20 protein-coding genes are annotated in these 17194 nt (G+C 72.2%); 14 read left to right on the forward strand and 6 right to left on the reverse strand.

The window, feature by feature from the left end; all coding sequences use genetic code 11:
- The first annotated feature begins 139 nt into the window (after window positions 1-139).
- Window positions 140-1195: a FecCD family ABC transporter permease gene (locus MVG78_RS16095; protein WP_247553185.1), complete on the forward strand. Its 1056-nt coding sequence runs from the start codon at window positions 140-142 to the stop codon at window positions 1193-1195.
- Window positions 1192-2022: an ABC transporter ATP-binding protein gene (locus MVG78_RS16100; protein ID WP_247553186.1), complete on the forward strand. Its 831-nt coding sequence runs from the start codon at window positions 1192-1194 to the stop codon at window positions 2020-2022. Before MVG78_RS16095 ends, MVG78_RS16100 begins: the two co-directional genes overlap by 4 nt.
- A gap of 9 nt (window positions 2023-2031) precedes the next feature.
- Here MVG78_RS16100 and MVG78_RS21585 read toward each other — a convergent pair whose 3' ends face one another.
- Window positions 2032-2259, reverse strand: a complete 228-nt coding sequence (locus tag MVG78_RS21585) for a hypothetical protein (protein WP_282615015.1) — start codon at window positions 2257-2259, stop codon at window positions 2032-2034.
- 470 nt (window positions 2260-2729) lie between these two features.
- On the opposite strand from MVG78_RS21585, the gene mgtE reads away from it, so the two are divergent.
- From mgtE to MVG78_RS16125, 4 genes are all read left to right on the forward strand, one after another.
- Window positions 2730-4154 carry a magnesium transporter gene (gene mgtE, locus MVG78_RS16110; protein ID WP_247553194.1) on the forward strand — a complete coding sequence of 475 codons (1425 nt, stop codon included), beginning with the start codon at window positions 2730-2732 and terminating at the stop codon, window positions 4152-4154.
- 155 nt (window positions 4155-4309) lie between these two features.
- Window positions 4310-4990 (forward strand): winged helix-turn-helix domain-containing protein, encoded by a 681-nt coding sequence (locus MVG78_RS16115; protein ID WP_019461493.1) that lies wholly within the window; start codon window positions 4310-4312, stop codon window positions 4988-4990.
- Window positions 4991-5097: 107 nt separating this feature from the next.
- On the forward strand, window positions 5098-6693 hold the full coding sequence (locus MVG78_RS16120; RefSeq protein WP_247553196.1) for a sensor histidine kinase: 1596 nt from the start codon (window positions 5098-5100) through the stop codon (window positions 6691-6693).
- A gap of 56 nt (window positions 6694-6749) precedes the next feature.
- Entirely contained in the window at window positions 6750-7052 is a 303-nt protein-coding gene (locus tag MVG78_RS16125) for a hypothetical protein (RefSeq protein ID WP_247553198.1), read from the forward strand.
- 35 nt (window positions 7053-7087) lie between these two features.
- Here the strand turns inward: MVG78_RS16125 and aidB are convergent, their stop codons facing one another.
- From aidB to MVG78_RS16150, 5 genes are all read right to left on the reverse strand, one after another.
- Entirely contained in the window at window positions 7088-7915 is an 828-nt protein-coding gene (gene aidB, locus MVG78_RS16130; RefSeq protein WP_247553200.1) for an AidB family quorum-quenching N-acyl homoserine lactonase, read from the reverse strand.
- A 47-nt stretch (window positions 7916-7962) separates the two neighbouring features.
- Entirely contained in the window at window positions 7963-8565 is a 603-nt protein-coding gene (locus MVG78_RS16135; RefSeq protein WP_247553202.1) for a class I SAM-dependent DNA methyltransferase, read from the reverse strand.
- The gene (locus MVG78_RS16140; RefSeq protein WP_247553204.1) at window positions 8562-9320 is read right to left on the reverse strand and encodes a PIG-L deacetylase family protein; all 759 of its coding nucleotides are present in this window, start codon (window positions 9318-9320) and stop codon (window positions 8562-8564) included. Before MVG78_RS16140 ends, MVG78_RS16135 begins: the two co-directional genes overlap by 4 nt.
- Before the next feature lie 78 nt (window positions 9321-9398).
- On the reverse strand, window positions 9399-10418 hold the full coding sequence (locus tag MVG78_RS16145; RefSeq protein WP_247553206.1) for an acyl-CoA dehydrogenase family protein: 1020 nt from the start codon (window positions 10416-10418) through the stop codon (window positions 9399-9401).
- 21 nt (window positions 10419-10439) lie between these two features.
- Entirely contained in the window at window positions 10440-10598 is a 159-nt protein-coding gene (locus MVG78_RS16150; protein WP_247553208.1) for a hypothetical protein, read from the reverse strand.
- A 212-nt stretch (window positions 10599-10810) separates the two neighbouring features.
- Between MVG78_RS16150 and MVG78_RS16155 the strand changes: the two genes are divergently transcribed.
- The 8 genes from MVG78_RS16155 (at window position 10811) to MVG78_RS16190 (ending at window position 17188) form a co-directional block, all read left to right on the forward strand.
- Window positions 10811-11347: a CHAP domain-containing protein gene (locus MVG78_RS16155; RefSeq protein ID WP_247553210.1), complete on the forward strand. Its 537-nt coding sequence runs from the start codon at window positions 10811-10813 to the stop codon at window positions 11345-11347.
- Between the two features lie 148 nt (window positions 11348-11495).
- Window positions 11496-12485, forward strand: coding sequence for a Bug family tripartite tricarboxylate transporter substrate binding protein (locus tag MVG78_RS16160; RefSeq protein ID WP_247553212.1), 990 nt, complete (start codon window positions 11496-11498; stop codon window positions 12483-12485).
- A gap of 367 nt (window positions 12486-12852) precedes the next feature.
- Complete coding sequence (locus tag MVG78_RS16165) at window positions 12853-13119, forward strand: twin-arginine translocase TatA/TatE family subunit (RefSeq protein ID WP_247553214.1); 267 nt, start codon at window positions 12853-12855, stop codon at window positions 13117-13119.
- 217 nt (window positions 13120-13336) lie between these two features.
- Window positions 13337-13969, forward strand: a complete 633-nt coding sequence (locus MVG78_RS16170) for a methylthioribulose 1-phosphate dehydratase (protein WP_247553216.1) — start codon at window positions 13337-13339, stop codon at window positions 13967-13969.
- Window positions 13966-14520 carry a 1,2-dihydroxy-3-keto-5-methylthiopentene dioxygenase gene (locus MVG78_RS16175; protein ID WP_247553217.1) on the forward strand — a complete coding sequence of 185 codons (555 nt, stop codon included), beginning with the start codon at window positions 13966-13968 and terminating at the stop codon, window positions 14518-14520. Before MVG78_RS16170 ends, MVG78_RS16175 begins: the two co-directional genes overlap by 4 nt.
- A gap of 7 nt (window positions 14521-14527) precedes the next feature.
- The gene (mtnC, locus tag MVG78_RS16180) at window positions 14528-15238 is read left to right on the forward strand and encodes an acireductone synthase (RefSeq protein WP_247553219.1); all 711 of its coding nucleotides are present in this window, start codon (window positions 14528-14530) and stop codon (window positions 15236-15238) included.
- A gap of 149 nt (window positions 15239-15387) precedes the next feature.
- Window positions 15388-16374: a magnesium/cobalt transporter CorA gene (corA, locus tag MVG78_RS16185; RefSeq protein WP_247553220.1), complete on the forward strand. Its 987-nt coding sequence runs from the start codon at window positions 15388-15390 to the stop codon at window positions 16372-16374.
- Window positions 16375-16459: 85 nt separating this feature from the next.
- Window positions 16460-17188, forward strand: coding sequence for a hypothetical protein (locus tag MVG78_RS16190; RefSeq protein ID WP_247553222.1), 729 nt, complete (start codon window positions 16460-16462; stop codon window positions 17186-17188).
- Window positions 17189-17194 lie beyond the last annotated feature (6 nt).

Consider the following 17194-nt stretch of genomic DNA (forward strand, 5'->3'; position numbering starts at 1 on the left):
AATTGGTGTATGGAGCCGTCCATGCCGCCGACCCCGCCGCACCGCACCTGCGACACCACACATCCCGCCGGAGCCTCCCCCGCCGGGGCCGGACCCATCGGGGCAACCCGCCATGCCCGGGGCCGGGGGCTTTCCCGCGGTGAGCGCCGCCACCTCGCATGACCTCGCCGCGGCGGATTACCGGCGCCTCCTGCTCCGCCGTGGCGCCCTGCTCGCCTTCCTGACCCTGCTGCTGCTGGTGGCGCTGGTCTGCGACGTGATGACCGGCCCCTCCCGCCTGCCCTTCGCCGACGTGCTTTCCACCATCCTCTCGCCCGATGGCGCGACCGGCCCGATGCGCGTCATCGTCTGGGATGTCCGCCTGCCCTACGCGCTGATGGCGGTGCTGGTGGGCGCCGCCCTGGCACTGGCGGGGGCGGAGATGCAGACGGTGCTGAACAACCCGCTGGCCAGCCCCTTCACCCTCGGCGTCTCCTCCGCCGCCTCGCTCGGCGCGGCGCTCGCCATCGTGCTGGGCCGCGGCGTGCCCTGGGTGCCGCAGGACTGGCTGATCCCGGCCAATGCCTTCGTCTTCGCCTTCGCCTCGATGCTGCTGCTGCACTTCATGTCGCGACTGCGCGGCGCCGGGGTGGATGCGCTGGTGCTGTTCGGCATCGCCCTGGTCTTCGCCATGAACGCGCTGGTGGCGCTGCTGCAGTTCGTGGCCACGGAACAGGCGCTGCAACAGCTCGTCTTCTGGTCCATGGGCTCGCTGGCCCGCGCCACCTGGCCAAAGATCGGCATCATGGCACTGGCGCTGGCCGTCTGCGTCCCCTTCTGCGCCCGCGCCACCTGGAAGTTGACGGCGCTTCGCCTCGGCGAGGACCGCGCCCGCTCCTTCGGCGTGGATGCCACCGCGCTGCGCCGGGGCTCGCTGCTGCGCGTCTCGCTGCTCGCCGCCGTCTCCGTCGCCTTCGTCGGCACGATCGGCTTCGTCGGCCTCGTCGGCCCGCATGCGGCGCGGCTGATGGTGGGCGAGGACCACCGCTACTTCCTGCCCGCCTCCGCCCTCTGCGGCGCGGTGCTGCTCTCGCTCTCCTCCATCGCCTCCAAGATGATCGTGCCGGGGCTGCTGATCCCGATCGGCATCGTCACCGCGCTGATCGGCGTGCCCGTCTTCGTGGCGCTGGTCTTCGGCCGGGCCCGCGCGGCATGAGGGACGAAGCCATCCTCCACACGGACAACCGCCAGCCCCTGACCGTCGGGCATGTCTCGGTCGGCTATGGCCGGCGGCAGATCATCCGCGACCTGTCGCTGCGCCCCATGCTGCCCGGCACGCTGACCGCCCTGGTCGGCCCCAACGGCGCCGGCAAGTCCACCCTGCTGCGCGGCCTCGCCGGGCTGGTGCCGGCGAAGGGCCAGGTGCATCTCGGCGGCCAGGACCTGTCCGCCATGTCGGTCGGCCGGCGCGCGCGCCATGTCTCCTACATGCCGCAGGGCCTGCCCCAGGGCGTGGCGCTCACCGTGCTGGAAACGCTGGTCGGCGCGCTGAAGGCCGTGCCCCCCGCCTCCGGCGCCGTCTCGGGCGAGGAAGCCGCCCGCCGCGGCCTCGCGATGCTGGAGCGGCTGGGCATCTCCGACCTCGCCCTGCGCGGTCTGGACCGGCTCTCCGGCGGCCAGCGGCAGCTCGCCGGCCTCGCCCAGGCCCTGGTGCGGGAGCCGGAGGTGCTGCTGCTCGACGAGCCGACCTCGGCGCTCGACCTGCGCTTCCAGCTCTCGGTGATGGGACTGGTGCGGCAGACGGTGCTGGAACACGGGCTGGTCGGCGTGGTGGTGCTGCACGACCTCAGCCTCGCCGCCCGGTTCTCGGACCGGGTGGTGGTGCTGCACGACGGCACGGTGCGGGCGGACGGCACGCCCGGGGACACGCTGACCCCGGCGATCCTGGCCGAGGTCTATGGCGTGGCGGCGCGGATCGAGTTCTGCTCCCAGGGCAGCCTGCTGGTGCTGGCCGACGCGCCTCTCCCCCGGCGGGCGGCCTGATCCGCCGCATCAGCCCAGCCGGTCGATCCGCAGCGCGCTGTCCACGGCCTGGAGGATGCGCCCGTTCATGAGATAGGCCTGCCGCGCCGCCTCCATTTCCGCCGGTGGCCGCGGCTCGACCTGCAGGACCAGAAAGCGTTCCCCCTCCCGCCCGACTGGGAGCGTGTGCCGCCGCATGCCGGGCTGCAGGCCCCCGGCCCGGAGGGCCTGCAGGGAGGCATCATAGGCGGCCAGCACCCGGCCGCCGTCCCGTGCAGGCCCGGCCGGGAGAGGTTCCGGGGATGGGTCGTGAAGGCGTGAATCGGCGGTCGGGCCGAAACCCGGGCCGATGCCCGGAGGGGTGAGGACCATGCTCATGCCCGTGAAATTGCCCTCCGTTCGTTAACGCCATCCTAAAACGCTGCAACTTCCCTAATGGCCCGTAAGGCCGGCAACAGCTTCTTCCCTGTACCGTCGTCCTTCTCCGCGCGGCAGGCCCCCGGGGCCTCCGCGCCCCTGCTTGACACCGCGGCGCGAAAGGGTCATGCGCCTTCCCGCCGCGCGGCACCTTCCGGGTCCGGCACGGCACCGAAACCCCCAGACGAAGCTCATGCCAAGCGACAGTCACAGTCGATCTCGCTCGCCGTTGGTGGCCTGCGCGGACTGATCCCGTCTCCGGGTCCGGTTCCCTGCGTTCCGCTGTCAACGGCCTGACGGAACGGTGGAACATGGACACGAACAGAGACACCCCCGGCGGCGCCCTGGCTGACCGGAGCTCCGGCCCCGGCCCCGCGCCCACCCTGCGCGAGCCGAGCCCGGCCGAGTATTTCGCCACGCAGCTCGCCCAGGGCCATGTCGCGGATGCGGTGGAGCGGGCGAACATCCTCACCCCCGAGGAAGCCGCCGCCGCCCTGGCGCTGCTGCCCGACGAGCGCGCCGTCGAGATCCTCGACAAGCCCGAGCTCGACGATCCGGCGGAGATCATCCACTTCCTGCCGCGCGACCGCGCCGCGGTGCTGCTGGAAGGCATGTCCGCCGACCGCGTGGCCGACATGCTGCGCGACCTCGAGGGCACCGAGCGGGCCGCGCTGGTGGCGCGGCTCAGCGCCGAGATGGCGCTGGCCGTGCAGCGCCTGCTCTCCTATCCGCCGCGCACCGCCGGCAGCATCATGACGACCGAGTTCGTCAGCGTCCCCTCCAACTGGACGGTGGCGGAGACCCTGGCGCATATCCGGGCGGTCGAGCGGACGCGCGAGACGGTTTACGCGATCTATGTGGTGGAGCCGCGGACGCGGGCCCTGGTGCGCGCTGCCACCATGCGCCGCCTCATCACCGCGGAGCCGGGGGATTTCATCCTCTCCGCCACGCGCGAGGCCGAGCCCGTCACCGTCACGCCGCTGACCAGCCGGGAGGAGGTCGCCCGCCTGTTCCGCCGCCACGACCTGCTGGCCGTGCCGGTGGTGGACGACGCGCACCGCATCCTCGGCATCGTCACGGTGGACGACGTGCTCGACGCCATCGTGGAGGAAGGCACCGAGGACGTGCAGCGCTTCGGCGGCATGGAGGCGAGCCACGAGCCCTATACCGAGCTCAGCTTCGTGGGCATGATCCGCAAGCGCGCCGGCTGGCTCTGCGCCCTGTTCCTGAGCGAGATGCTCACCGCCAGCGCCATGCAGCACTACGAGGATGCGCTGGAGCGCGCCGTGGTGCTGACGCTGTTCATCCCGCTGATCATGAGCTCGGGCGGCAATTCCGGCAGCCAGGCGACCTCGCTGCTGATCCGCGCCCTGGCGCTGGGCGAGCTGCGGCTGCGCGACTGGTGGCGCGTGGCGCTGCGCGAGCTGCCGACCGGCCTCACCCTGGGCGCCATCCTGGGCGTCATCGGCATGGCGCGCATCACGATCTGGCAGGAACTCGGCTTCTTCGACTATGGTGAGCACTGGGTGCTGATCGCCCTGACCGTGGGCGCCGCCCTGGTGGGCATCGTGACCTTCGGTTCCCTCGCCGGCTCGATGCTGCCCTTCATCCTGAAGCGCATCGGCTTCGATCCGGCCAGCGCCTCCGCCCCCTTCGTGGCGACGCTGGTGGATGTCACGGGGCTGGTGATCTACTTCTCCGTCGCCTCGGCCATCCTGCGCGGAACGCTGCTGTGATCGCCCCCACCCCCAATCACGGCTGGGGCGGACTCCAGGGCGCGGCGGGAATGACCGCTCCGACTGATCCGGCCTTCACAAAAGGCCGGAATGTCATCAGCCTGCCCATCCAGCACGGTCTGGGCTAAGCACAACTTCCCGCCGGGAGACCTGGAATGCGGATTCTGCTTGTGGAGGACGACGCCGAGGTCGCCCGCTTCGTGACCAAGGGGCTGCGCGAAGCGGGGCATACCGTCGAGCATTCGTCCAATGGCCGGGACGGCCTGTTCCTCGCCGCCTCGGAGCCCTTCGACCTGCTGGTGCTCGACCGGATGCTGCCCGGCGGCGTCGATGGCGTGCGGCTGGTGGAAACCCTGCGTACCCAGGGGAACCGGACGCCCGTGCTGTTCCTGTCCGCCCTCAGCGCCGTGGATGAGCGCGTGAAGGGGCTCAAGGCCGGCGGCGACGACTATCTCGCCAAGCCCTTCGCCTTCGCCGAGCTGCTCGCCCGCGTCGAGGCGCTGGGCCGCCGCCCGGCGGTGGATGCGCCGGCCACGCGGCTGAAGGTCGCGGACCTGGAGCTCGACCTGCTTTCCCGCACCGTGACGCGCGGCGACAAGCGCATCGAGATCCAGCCGCGCGAGTTCCGCCTGCTGGAGCACCTGATGCGCCATGCCGGGCAGGTGGTGACGCGCACCATGCTGCTGGAGAAGGTCTGGGACTATCACTTCGATCCGCAGACCAACGTGATCGACGTGCATGTCTCCCGCCTCCGCCAGAAGCTGGACAAGGGCTTCGACAAGCCGCTGATCCATACCATCCGCAACGCCGGCTACATGCTGCGCGCGGATCCCTGACGGCGGCCCCTCCATGCGTATCCGGGGAGGCCGGCAACGGGAACCGGCCCCGCCCCGCCCCGGTGGCGCGGAGGCCGCGCGGGCCAGGACAGAGGCGTGATGCCGCGATGAACGCCGAGCCACCGGACGGACCGGAGCGGGAAGCGGAGCGCGGACGGGCGGGCGGGCCATCGCCGGGCGGCCCCCCGCACAAGCTGCCGGCCGGAGCGCCGAACGGGCCGCCACGGCGGCCGCGCCAGCCGCTGGCCGGGCTGCGCCTGCTCGGCCAGCGGCTGGCGCGGCTGGTGGGCGGTGCCGGCTTCCGCGCGGCCGCCTTCTTCGCCACCGTCTTCCTGCTGGCCGGGCTGGTCTTCGCCGCCGTGCTCTGGTGGGGCACCGCCGGGGCGCTGGACCGGCAGACGGACGCCACCATCCGCAGCGATGCCGCCGTTTTCCAGGAACGCTGGCGGGAGGCCGGGCGTGACGGGCTGATCGAGGCCATCGCCCAGCATCTCGCCGAGGACGTGGAGGACCAGAGCCTTTACCTCCTGACCGACGCCACGGGGCACCGGCTCGCCGGGAACCTGGAGGCGCCGCGCGACGGCTATTTCGATACCTATCTCGCCGGGCCGCGCTGGCAATCCCTGTCCCTGCTGCGGGAGGGCGTGCTGACCGAGGCGCGGATCTTCCGCCTCGACTTCCCCAATGGCGACGTGCTGCTGCTGGGCCGCGACGTGGAGGACAAGCTGCGGCTGCGGGAGCTGCTGAACGAGGGCCTCGCCTGGTCCGCCGCCGCCGCTGCCTTCTTCGCCTTCGCCGGTGCCTGGGTGCTGCGCCGGGCGCTGGAGGACCGGCTCCAGCCCGCCGCCGACACCGCCGCCGCGATCGCGCAGGGCGACCTGAGCCAGCGCGTGCCGCTTTCGGGCCGGGAGGACGAGTTCGACCGCCTCGGCAGCGCCATGAACAACATGCTGGACCGCATCGCCACGCTGATGGAGGGGGTGCGCGGCGTGTCCGACGCCATCGCCCACGACCTGCGCACGCCGATCGCCCGCGCCCGCGCCAAGCTGGAGGACGCGCTGGCCGAGGCCGAGGGCGCCCCGGACCAGGAGGCGGCGGAGCTGCTGCGCCAGGCGGTGGACCGCGGCATCGCAGACCTGGACGGTATCACCCGGGTCTTCCAGGCGGTGCTGCGGATCGCGGAGGTGGAGGCCGGCGCCCGGCGCGCCGCCTTCGCCCCCTTCGACCTCGCCCCGGTGCTGGCGGATGCGGCGGAACTCTACGGCGCCTCGGCCGAGGCGGCGGAACAGAGCCTGGTGGCGGAGATCCAGCCCAACCTGCCGCTGGTGGGCAACCGCGACCTGCTGCTGCAGGCGGTGGCCAACCTGCTGGACAATGCGGTGAAGTTCTCGCCGCCGGACAGCACGGTGCGGCTGCGCGCCTTCCGCGACCGTCAGGCGGTGCATGTCACCGTGGCGGATGAGGGGCCGGGCATGAACCCCGAGGAGCGCGCCCGCGCCGGGGAGCGGTTCTTCCGCACCGACGGAGCCCGCGCCACGCCGGGTTCCGGCCTCGGCCTGTCGCTGGTCCGCGCCGTGACCGCGCTGCATGGCGGGGAGGTGATCCTCGCCGATACGCGGCCCGGAAATTCCCGGCCCGGCCTGAGCGTCACGCTGCGCCTGCCGATGGACCCGGAGCAGCCGGATGACGAGGCGAGCGGCTAACGCAGCTTTCACGGCACGCTCATGGCGGCACAGTATCCGGTACCCGATAAGGGGCCATGCCACATAAGGCCATCGCGCCGGTCCTGCTCCTCGCCGGGCCCCTGTTCTGTCTCCAGACCGCCTCCCTTCAGACCGCCAGGCTGGCCGTGGAGACGGAGGCGCGGGATCTCTGGCATGTGCGGCCGGACCGTCCGGAATACTGCCAGGAGCTGGCGAGCCGCCTCGCCGCCCTGCCGGGCGCCCGGACCACGCCGGCCAAGGAACTGGGCGATGAGGGCCTGACCCTGTGCCGGAAGGGCTATCCCCGCACCGGAGTCGCCAAGCTGCGCCGCGCCATCCGCGAGGCGCAAGGCAACTGACAGGCGGACATCGGGACCTCGCGCCGGACCGGAGATCAGCCGGCCACCATCCGGAACCCCGCGCCATCCTCCTGCACCCGGCCGAAGCCGGTGACATGCCCGCCCGCGACCAGCCAGCCCGAGGCGGCCGCCCGCTCCAGCCCCGCCCGGCGGCTGCGCCGGGCCTCGGCGGGGTCGAGATCATAGGCCAGGCTCAGCTCCGGATCGGCGGATTGCGGCCCGGCGAGATGCAGCAGGTCGCCCCAGAGCAACAAGCTGTCGCCCGCCCCGGCGCTGTGCAGCAGATAGCCTGCATGGCCCGGCGTATGACCCGGCATCGGCACCAGTTCGATGCCCGGCAGCACCTCCCCGGCGGGGACGGCGCGCAGCCGCCCGGCATAGGCCCCCGCCAGCTTCTCCGCGATTCCGAAGCCGCCGCGCCGCTCCGGCGGCGTCGCCTCGCGGGCTGCGGCATCGGTGAAGAAGGCCAGGTCCCGCTCCGGCGCCAGGATCTCCGCCCGCGGCAGCCAGGGCTGCATGTCGTCGAGCAGGCCCAGGGCGTGATCGCCATGGAGATGGGTCAGCAGCACGCGGTCCACCTGCCCGGGCTCGACGCCATGCCGTGCCAGCGCCGCGCGGATATGCCCGAGCCCCGGCCCCCAGGCATGGCCCGTCCCGGCATCGACCAGCGTGACGCCGTCCGGCCCGCGCAACAGGAAGGCGTTGACGTCGATCCGGACGGTCGTGCCGCGCAGCACGCCCAGCGCGAGGTCGCGCGCCTCCGTCCCGCCGGGATGCACCACCACGCCCGGCGGCAGTTCGAAGATGCCGTCGAGCAGCAGTGTCACCTGCCGGTCGCCGATGCGGCGGCTCTCACCTGTCATGCCGATTCCCCTTCGCGACCCCCGCCCGGCGACAGGGGCGCGGCGATTCAATCCACGCGCCGCAGCGTGTCCATCCGGTAGAACTCGCTCCGGCTCGCCGACAGGGGCTTCAGCACATCCACCGTGCCGGCGATGAAGCGTTCCGTGGCCTCGTCGCCGGAAAGCGGGAAATCGGTCTCCGGTAACCAATGGACCAGCACCACGTCGCCGCCGGGGCGCAGCGAGCGCGCGACCCTTTCGCAGACACGCTTCAGGTCCTCGCCATCGAGGAAATACAGCACCTCGGAGAACAGGATCAGGTCGAACCGCCCCTCCGGCCCATCCCCGGAGGGCCAGTCCTCCGGGATGCGCCCATGCAGGAACTCCACATGCGCCTGCCCGGCCAGCCGCTGCCGTGCCCGCGCCAGCGGCGCCTCGGCCGCGTCCAGCGCCAGCAGGCGGTCGCAGCGCTTCGCCAGCTCCTCCGTCAGCACGCCGATGGAACAGCCGATCTCCAGCGCCGCCGCGTAATGCGCACGCGGCAAGGCCGCGAGGGTGGCGGCGTATTTCTCCCGCTCATAGGGCTTGCTCTCGAAACCCCAGGGGTCCGGGTTCCCGGCATAGATATCGTCGAAATAGCTGCTCGGCAGGCTGCGCTCGCTGCGGCTCATGGCGTCACCTCCAGATAGAGTTCCCAGGGACGCAGCAGCACGTCGAGGGCCGCTGGCGACAGGACGAAACCGCCAGGGTCGTCCCCGATCATCCCGGTGGTCTGGCTGCGATGCGCCGCCACCGCCGCGCGCTTGACGGGAAGCTCCGCCGCGATGTCCAGCCGCACGCCCCGCGGCACGGCGGCGAGTTCCACCGGCTCCACCGGCGCCAGCATCCCCGGATAGAGGTGCCGCCAGCCCCAGACGGGATAGGCCAGCAGGCGCAGGCCCAGATCCCGCGCGGCATGGCGCGCCATCCGCCAGGTGGCGAGGTGGTCGCCATGCGGGTCCTCCTCCCAGGGGGCGAGGATCGTGGTGGCGCCGTCACGCAGCGCCAGGTTGGCGATGGCATGCGCCGCCGCCTCGAAGCCCGGCCCCTCCTGCGGCACCGCCCCATCGGGGAGGCCCAGCGCCACCAGCCGTTCCGGTCCCAGGCCGAGCACGGCCAGCGCCGCCACCATCTCCTCCTGGCGCAACGCCGCCAGCCTGCGTGGCGGATAGAGGCGCGAGGCATGCGAGGCGGCACCGTCCGAGACCAGCACCACCCGGACCTCACGCCCACGCGTCGCGAGCTGCGCCAGCAGCCCGCCGCAGCCGAGGGATTCGTCATCCGGATGCGGCGAGAGCAGCAGGACCGGCCCGGCATCCGGCAACAGCGCCTCCAGCCCGCCCAGCGGCCAGGATTCCGCGGCGCGGAGAAACTCGTGGGCCTTCATGCGATCATCTCAGCCTTCGTCAAACCGGGGGGAGCCGCGGCTGCGCCCAGACTCACCGCTCCCACTCACCGCTCCCACTCACCGTTCCCAAAGCTCGCCGATCGGGGCCGGCGCCGCCAGGGCATGTTGCGCCGCCGAGGTCAGGGCGCGGTCCGGCCCGGGCTGCCGCAGATAGGTGGCGAGGTCCCGCGCGATGCGCTCGATGGCGGCCGGGCGCAGGAAGGCCCCCAGGCCGATGGAACGCTGCGCCAGTTCCATCACCGCCAGCCCGGCCCGTTCCACCGCGCCGCGCGCCAGATCGACATAGGCCACGACCCGCGCCGGATCGGTTCCGCCGGCTTCCGGCTCCTCCGCCATCCAGGCCGCTTCGCGCACCCAGAGCCGCGCCGCCTCGGCCTCCGTCACGGCCTGGCCCAGCCGCGCCTGCTGGTGCGGGTCGCCGCCCCGGCCGGTCGCGTCGAGATGGCGGCGCAGCGCCTCCACCACCGCCTCGATGCCCCCCAGATGCACCGCCAGGAAGCGCCAGGCCCCGCCGGAGAAGCCGGGCTGGGCGAAGTAGGTCCCCGGCGGACCGATCAGCGCCCCGGGCCCCACCTCCATCCCGCCGAAATCCACGTTGCCGGTGCCCGAGGCCCGCATGCCCGAGGCCGTCCAGACGGAAAGATCCGCCCGCCCGGTGCCCTTCGGCAGCGGCAGGAGAAGCATCCGCACCCCATCCGGCGCCTGGGCCGGAGCCAGCGCCCGTTCCACCAGCCCGGCCCCGGAGCACCAGATCTTGCCCCCGCGCAGCCGGCGCATCCCTTCCTCCAGCACCAGCCCCCGTTCCGGCCGCTCGGCGGCCCAGACCCCGAAGAGGCAGCCGGCCCGGGCATCCGCGGCGGCGGCCTCCGCCTGATCCGGCGTGCCATGGGCGGCCACCAGCCGCAGCGCGTTCACATGCCCCTCGAAGAGCCGCCCCAGCGGCAGGCTGGCCCGGCCGATCCGGCGGAGCGCGCGCATCAGCGGCATCGTCCCCTCCGGCTCGGAGCCCCAGCCCAGCCCGCCCAGCGCTCGTGGCAGGGGCGCGGCCAGCAGCCCGGCCCTGCCCAGGGCCGCCACATCCTCCTCCGGCAGCCCGCCCTACTGGTCCAGCCGCGCGGCCCGCTCCTCCACGCCCGGCAGCAGTGCATCCAGGCGGCCCAGCATGTCTTCCGGGGGGGCAGACGACCGGAGGGTGGCACCGAAGGAGGCGGCGCCGAAAGGAAGATCGTCGGGATACCGGGGAGGATGGTGCTTCATGCTGCCGCTTCAACAGGGCAGGCTGGCCCGGGTTGCCCTCCCCCAATGGAACGAAATCGAAACTTTCCGTGGACCGGAACGACCCGCCCGTGATCCTCGCCCGGCCGCGCCACGCTTCGCGGCGGCACCGGTTGCGGGCTAGCATGGCCAAGCCGGGCGCGGGGGCGGCCGGATGGGGATTCGGGCCAGGGAATCCGGAGGGGGCGGCCATCATGTCCGTGCGGTGGAAGCTGCGGGCGGCCGCCCTGCTGGCCGTGCCGCTCGCCCTGGCGGGCTGCGCCGGTTCACGCGGAACCGTCTCCGGCGGAACGGCGCGCGCCCATGGCTACGAGGCCGGCAACGGCACCTATCTGAGCTGCGTGCCCTATGCGCGGGCGCGCTCCGGCCTCGCCCTGCGCGGCGATGCCTGGCAGTGGTGGGACACGGCCGCCGGCAGCTACGCGCGCGGGTCGCAGCCGCGCCCCGGCAGCGTGCTGGTGTTCCGCCGCACCGCCCGGCTGCGCGACGGCCACCTCGCCGTGGTGTCGCGCGTGGTCTCGAACCGGGAGGTGCTGGTGGACCATGCCAACTGGGCCTCCGGCGGGCTGAAGGGCCTCGTGGCACGCGACCAGCCGGTGATCGACGTCTCGCCCGGGAATGACTGGACCCAGTTGCGGGTCTGGTATCCTCCGGCGCGGGTTGTCGGCAGCACGGTTTTCCCGGCCTACGGCTTCATCTACCGGGACCTGCCCCGGCAGGCGTCGCGCTGAATCCTCAAGGCCCCTTCGCCGGGGGCGCCTGGACGCGTGGCACCAGCCGGCGAAGATGGGTCCCGGTGGTTCCCGGCGGCCCGGCAGGCTCCCCTCGCGGGCCGGCGGAAGGCTTGCGGGACCTGCCGGGAGAGAAGACGGACACGCCATGACCACGCCCCTCAGCCGCCGCGGCCTGCTCGCCAGCGCCGGTGCCCTGCCTTTCGCGACTTCGGCCCTCGCCGCCCCCGCCGCGGACGCGCCCTGGCCGGACCGGCCGCTCCGCCTGATCCTGCCCTTCCCGGCCGGCTCCACGCCCGACCTGGTGGCCCGCGCCATCGGCCCGGAACTGGCCGACGGGCTCGGCCAGCCCGTGGTGGTGGACAACCGCCCCGGCGCCGGCGGCAATATCGGCACCGACATGGCCGCCAAGGCGACGGATGGCCATACCATCTGCCTGTCGATCAACGGGCCGATCACCACCGCCCCGGCCCTGTACCGCAACCTGCCCTATGATCCGCAGCGCGACCTGCGGCCGATCGCCATGGCGGTGCGGGCGCCGCAGCTCCTGGTCGTCGCGCCGAGCGTGCCGGCCCGCAGCCTCCAGGAGTTCGTCGCCTATGTGAAGGCCAATCCGGACAAGCTGTCCTTCGCCTCGGTCGGCGCCGGTTCCGGCGGGCACCTCGCCATGGTGGAGCTGATGGCGCGGGAAGGGCTGCGGATGGAGCACGTGCCCTATCGCGGCTTCCCGCAGGCGGTGCTGGACATGGTGGCCAACCGTATCGAGACGATGGTGGTCACGATCGGCGCGGTCCTGCCGCAGGTGCGCGACGGCCAGCTCATCGCCCTCGCCTGCACCGGCGAGCACCGCGCCGCCGAGATGCCGGACGTGCCGACCCTGGCGGAGGCCGGGATCCCGGACGCCACCTCCTATGGCTGGAGCGGCCTCTTCGCCCCGGCCTCGATGCCTGAACCGCACCGCGCCCGGCTGGAGGCGCTCGCCGTGGCGGGCTTCCGGAAGCCGCAGGTCCGCCAGACGCTGGAGAATATCGGCTTCGAGGTGATGGGCCTGCCGAGCCAGGATTTCGCCCGCTTCATCGCCGCCGAGACGGAACGCTGGGGCGGCCTGATCCGCAGGCTGGACATCCAGGCCGACTGACGCCGTTTCCCTCTACCAGGACGCCGGACCGGGGGGCGCTTCCTGTGTGGCGTTACAAGGCGTTGCAAAGCCGTCCACTCCCATGCCCGGCCGGTGGTTGTGCCGGGCCCGGCACGCCCCCATCTCCGGGTCGGGTGCCGGTCCGCCCGGGCCATCGGCCCGAGGCCCCGGCTTCCCCGGCGAGGATCGGCAAGGGGTCCGCCGGCCCGCGCGGTCGGGCGGCGGCGCCCCGGATCACCGCCGGCAGGCAGAATCCGGCGGCCGGGCGATTACGCCGCGTGCCTTTCTGCTCTAGTGTCGGTAGGGAAACGCGATCGAGGCGCCGCCGGGCGCGCCTCGGCATCAAGACAGGAATTGAGGCCGCACCATGGGTTCGTTCAGCATCTGGCACTGGCTCATCGTCCTGCTGGTGGTCCTGCTGCTCTTCGGAAGCGGCAAGATCAGCGGCCTGATGGGCGACCTGGCCACCGGCATCAAGTCGTTCAAGAAGAACATGCGCGAGGACGAGGACGAGTCCATGGCGCGCGACACCCAGGTGCCGCCGGCCAACCTGCCGCCCCCGCCGCCGGGCACGCCGACCACCGGCACCAACAACGCGACCACCACCGCCAATCCGGGCCGCCCCGCGGCCTGATCGCGGCCGGGAGCCCGGGCCATCGGCCCGCGGCTCCCCTTTCCCGGCCCGTCCTTCCCGGATCGCGGCGGGCATGACCCGCACCCTGGAATTCCGCCCGGAAGTCTGACAGACCAGCGCCGGCCCCGGAGGAAGCCCGCAAGGGATTCCCGTGGGGCCGGTTTTCCTTCGCCGGGGCCCCTGGCACCGGCTTCCCTTGTCCGGAGAGATCGGGATCATGGAGCTGGCGGAAGCGGTCAGCCGCATCATCGGGACCGGCCGGCGCATGGATGCGCGCGGCTGGGTCCCGGCCACGGCGGGGAATCTCTCCATCCGCCTGCCCGGCGACCGGGTCGCGGTCACGCGCTCCGGCTGCCACAAGGGCTTCCTGGAGGAAGGGCATGTCATGGTCGTGGACCTGGACGGCCGCCCCGAGGACCCGTCGCTGCGGCCCTCGGCGGAAACCCTGCTGCATTGCGGTGCCTACCGCCAGTTCCCGGAGGCGGGGGCGGTGCTGCATGGACACAGCATCGCCAACACGGTCATGTCGCGCATGTCGGGCGACGAGATCCTTCTGCAGGGCTACGAGCTGCTGAAGGCCTTCCCCGGCCTGCCCACCCATGACGCCACGATCAGCCTGCCGGTCTTCGACAACGACCAGGACATCGCCCGGCTCCAGTCCCGCGTTTCCGCCCGCTGGCGGGAGATGGCGGAGGACGAGGCGATCATTCCGCCGGGCTATTTGATCCGTGGCCATGGCGTCTATGTATGGGCAGCCGATATGGACGGGGCGCTGGCGCGGCTGGAGGCCCTGGAATTCATGCTGAGTTGCGAGCTGATCGCGCAGAGCCGAGGAGGGATGTTCGAATGAGCCGCCTGGTCGTCCACGACGCCGCCACCAAGGCGGTGGAACTCGACACCGACAACGTCACCGCCATCGCCGAGACCCTGGCCGCCATCGGCGTGCGCTTCGAGCGCTGGCCCGTGGTCTCTCTGCCCCATGGCGCCGATGCCGAGGCGGTGCTCGATGCCTACCGCCCGCATCTGGACATGCTGCTGGGCCAGACCGGCGCCGGCTCGGCCGATGTGATCAAGCTCTCCCCCGACCATCCGCAGCGGGAAGCGCTGCGCACCAAGTTCCTGGACGAGCACACTCATACCGAGGACGAGGTCCGCTTCTTCCACGAAGGGTCGGGCAACTTCATCCTGCACGTGAACGGCAAGGTCTACGACGCCCATTGCACGGCGGGCGACCTGATCAGCGTGCCCGCGAACACGCAGCACTGGTTCGACGCCGGCACGCATCCTTCCTTCACCGCCGTGCGGATCTTCACCGACACCTCCGGATGGGTGCCGCACTACACGGGCACGGACATGGCCAGGCGCTTCCCCGCCGCCACGGGCACGCCCGCCCAGGCATGATCCTTTCATGACCCCCTCGGGCAAGGCCGCCCGCCCGGCCGCGATCCTCACCGATATCGAGGGCACGACCAGCGCCATCTCCTTCGTGAAAGAGGTGCTGTTCCCCTTCGCCGAGGCGGAACTCGACTGCTTCCTGGACCGCCATGGGGAGGAGGCCGAGGTCGCCGCCATCCTGGCCGGGGTGCGGGACCTCGCTCCGGGTCAGGAACCCCGCGCCGCCCTGCGCGGCTGGATGGCGGCGGATGCCAAGGTCACGCCGCTGAAGGCGCTCCAGGGCCTGATCTGGCGGCAGGGCTACGAGGACGGGCGGCTCACCTCGCATCTCTATCCGGACGTGGCGCCCTGCCTGCGCGCCTGGTCGGCGGCCGGGCTGCGCCTCTGCGTCTATTCCTCCGGCTCGGTGGAGGCGCAGAAGCTGCTTTTCGGCCACAGCCCGGTGGGCGACCTGACGCCGCTCTTCTCGGGCTTCTTCGACACGCGGGTCGGCGCCAAGCGGGAGGCCGCGAGCTACCGCACCATCGCTTCCGGCCTGCACCTGCCGGCGGAGGAGATCCTGTTCCTCTCCGATGTGGCGGAGGAGCTGGATGCGGCCCGGCAGGCTGGCCTCGCCACCTGCCAGCTCGTCCGCCCGGAGGACGGGACGTATCCTTCCGGCCGCCATCCCGAGGCTGGCGACTTTCCGGCCGTGGCCGCGCTCTTCGGGCTGCCCCGCGCCTGATCCCCGGCGGCGCGGGGTCCCGCGCCCTCACGGGGGGAAATGTCATCGAAGCATGGCGGAATCGTCATGTGGCGAACCCTGGCCGCGACCTTGCGCGGGCGTCATAGATGCTCACCCGCCCATCAAGCACGTGAGATGCCCCTGCTCCCATGCTGACCACCTACACCGTGGTGAACGGCCGCCTGGAAGTCCGGGAAGGCACACGTCCCCCTGAGGAACTGCGGAGCGCCGTCTGGCTCGACCTGCTGAACCCGAGCCGGGAGGAGGAGCGCGCCGTCCAGGACGCGCTGGGGCTGGAAGTGCCGACGCGCGAGGAACAGCAGGAGATCGAGAGTTCCTCCCGCCTCTACCGCGAGGAGGATGCCCTCTTCCTCACCGCCAACTTCCTCTATGGCGTGGAGGAAGGAGAGTTCGGCAGCACGCCCATCACCTTCGTCCTCGCCGCGCACAACCTGATCACCGTGCGCTACGCCACCCCCAAGGCCATCGCCATGTTCTCGGCCCGCTGCCGCAAGCACCCGCCGAGCCTGCTGCGCTCTCCCGACCAGGTGATGATCGGCCTGTTCGAGAGCGTGGTGGACCGGCTGGCCGATATCCTGGAGCGGGTCGGCGCGGATATGGACACCGCCAGCCGCACCGCCTTCCGCTCCGCCAAGGGCACCACCAAGGCGAACCGGCGGGATGCGGACCTGCGCAACGCGCTGATCGCCCTGGGCCAGGTCGGCGAGGTCACCAGCCGTGCCAGCGAGACCCTGCTCGGCCTCAGCCGCATCCTGACCTATCTCGGCACCGAGAAGGACGCGCTGGTGCGCAAGGAGAACACCGCCCAGGTGAAGACCCTGGTGCGCGACCTGAAGTCGCTGGTGGACCATGCGGGCTTCCTTGCCAACAAGGCGAACTTCCTGCTCGACGCCATCCTCGGCGTCATCAACATCGACCAGAACGGCATCATCAAGACCTTCACCGTGGCCTCGGTGGCGCTGATGCCGCCCACGCTGATCGCCAGCATCTATGGCATGAACTTCAAGGACATGCCGGAACTGGGCTGGGATTTCGGCTATCCGGTGGCGATCGGGCTGATGGTGGTCACCGCGATCCTGCCGGTGCTCTACTTCAAGCGCAAAGGCTGGCTCTGAGCGGCCCTCGCGGCATGGAAATCCGCCGCGGGAACGGCATGCGGCCTATCCCGGATCGGGCGGCGCATCCTGTATGCTGCGTTGCGTGAAGCGCCTCCTCCGCCTCTTCCCGCTCCTGTCACCCGCCGGCCTGCTGGTCGCCCCGCTGCTCCTGTCCGGCTGCGGCACAGCCCCGCCCCCGGCGGAGCCGGCCCGGATGGGCCTGAGCGACGTCGCCGCGACGGCCGTGGTCCTGGCGGGGCGCCTGCCGGCGGAGGCGATGGGCTTCGGGCAGAAGCCGGCCCCGGCCGGCGCGGTGGAGCGCCTTTCGCCCGCCGTGCTGCTCGCCTACTACCAGCGCGCGGGGACCGGCGCGTCCGCCTTCACGGCCCTGCTCGACCTGCCGCCCTCCGACGAGATCGCGCCCGACCCGCCGGACGGGATCGAGGCTCCGGAACTGCTCCTCTTCCTGGAAACCCGGCGCCGCTTCATCACGGCGGGCGAGATCCTCGATGGCCGGGACACGCGGGGGCGCCTCTTCACCGCCCGCCCGCGCGGCGCCCGGGTGAGCCTGCGCTGCGTCGCGGTCCTGTCCTCGGAGGATGGCACGCCGGACCGGCAGCACGTGACCTGCGCCCGCATCCTGGGCCGGCGCATCGTCATGGTCTCCGCCATGGCCCGCCCCGGGCGTGGCCGGGCCGCCGAGACCGAAACCCTGCTCGTGGCCCTCAGCGGGCGCCTCCTGGCGGCGCTGACGGGGGTGGTCCATCCGTCCACCCCTCCGCCGGAGGAGGCCGATCCCTTCCTCCTGTCCCCGCCCGCCTCGCGTACCTGAGGGGGC

Origin of the sequence: Roseomonas gilardii subsp. gilardii, assembly GCF_023078375.1 — a bacterium.
Lineage (GTDB): Bacteria > Pseudomonadota > Alphaproteobacteria > Acetobacterales > Acetobacteraceae > Roseomonas > Roseomonas gilardii.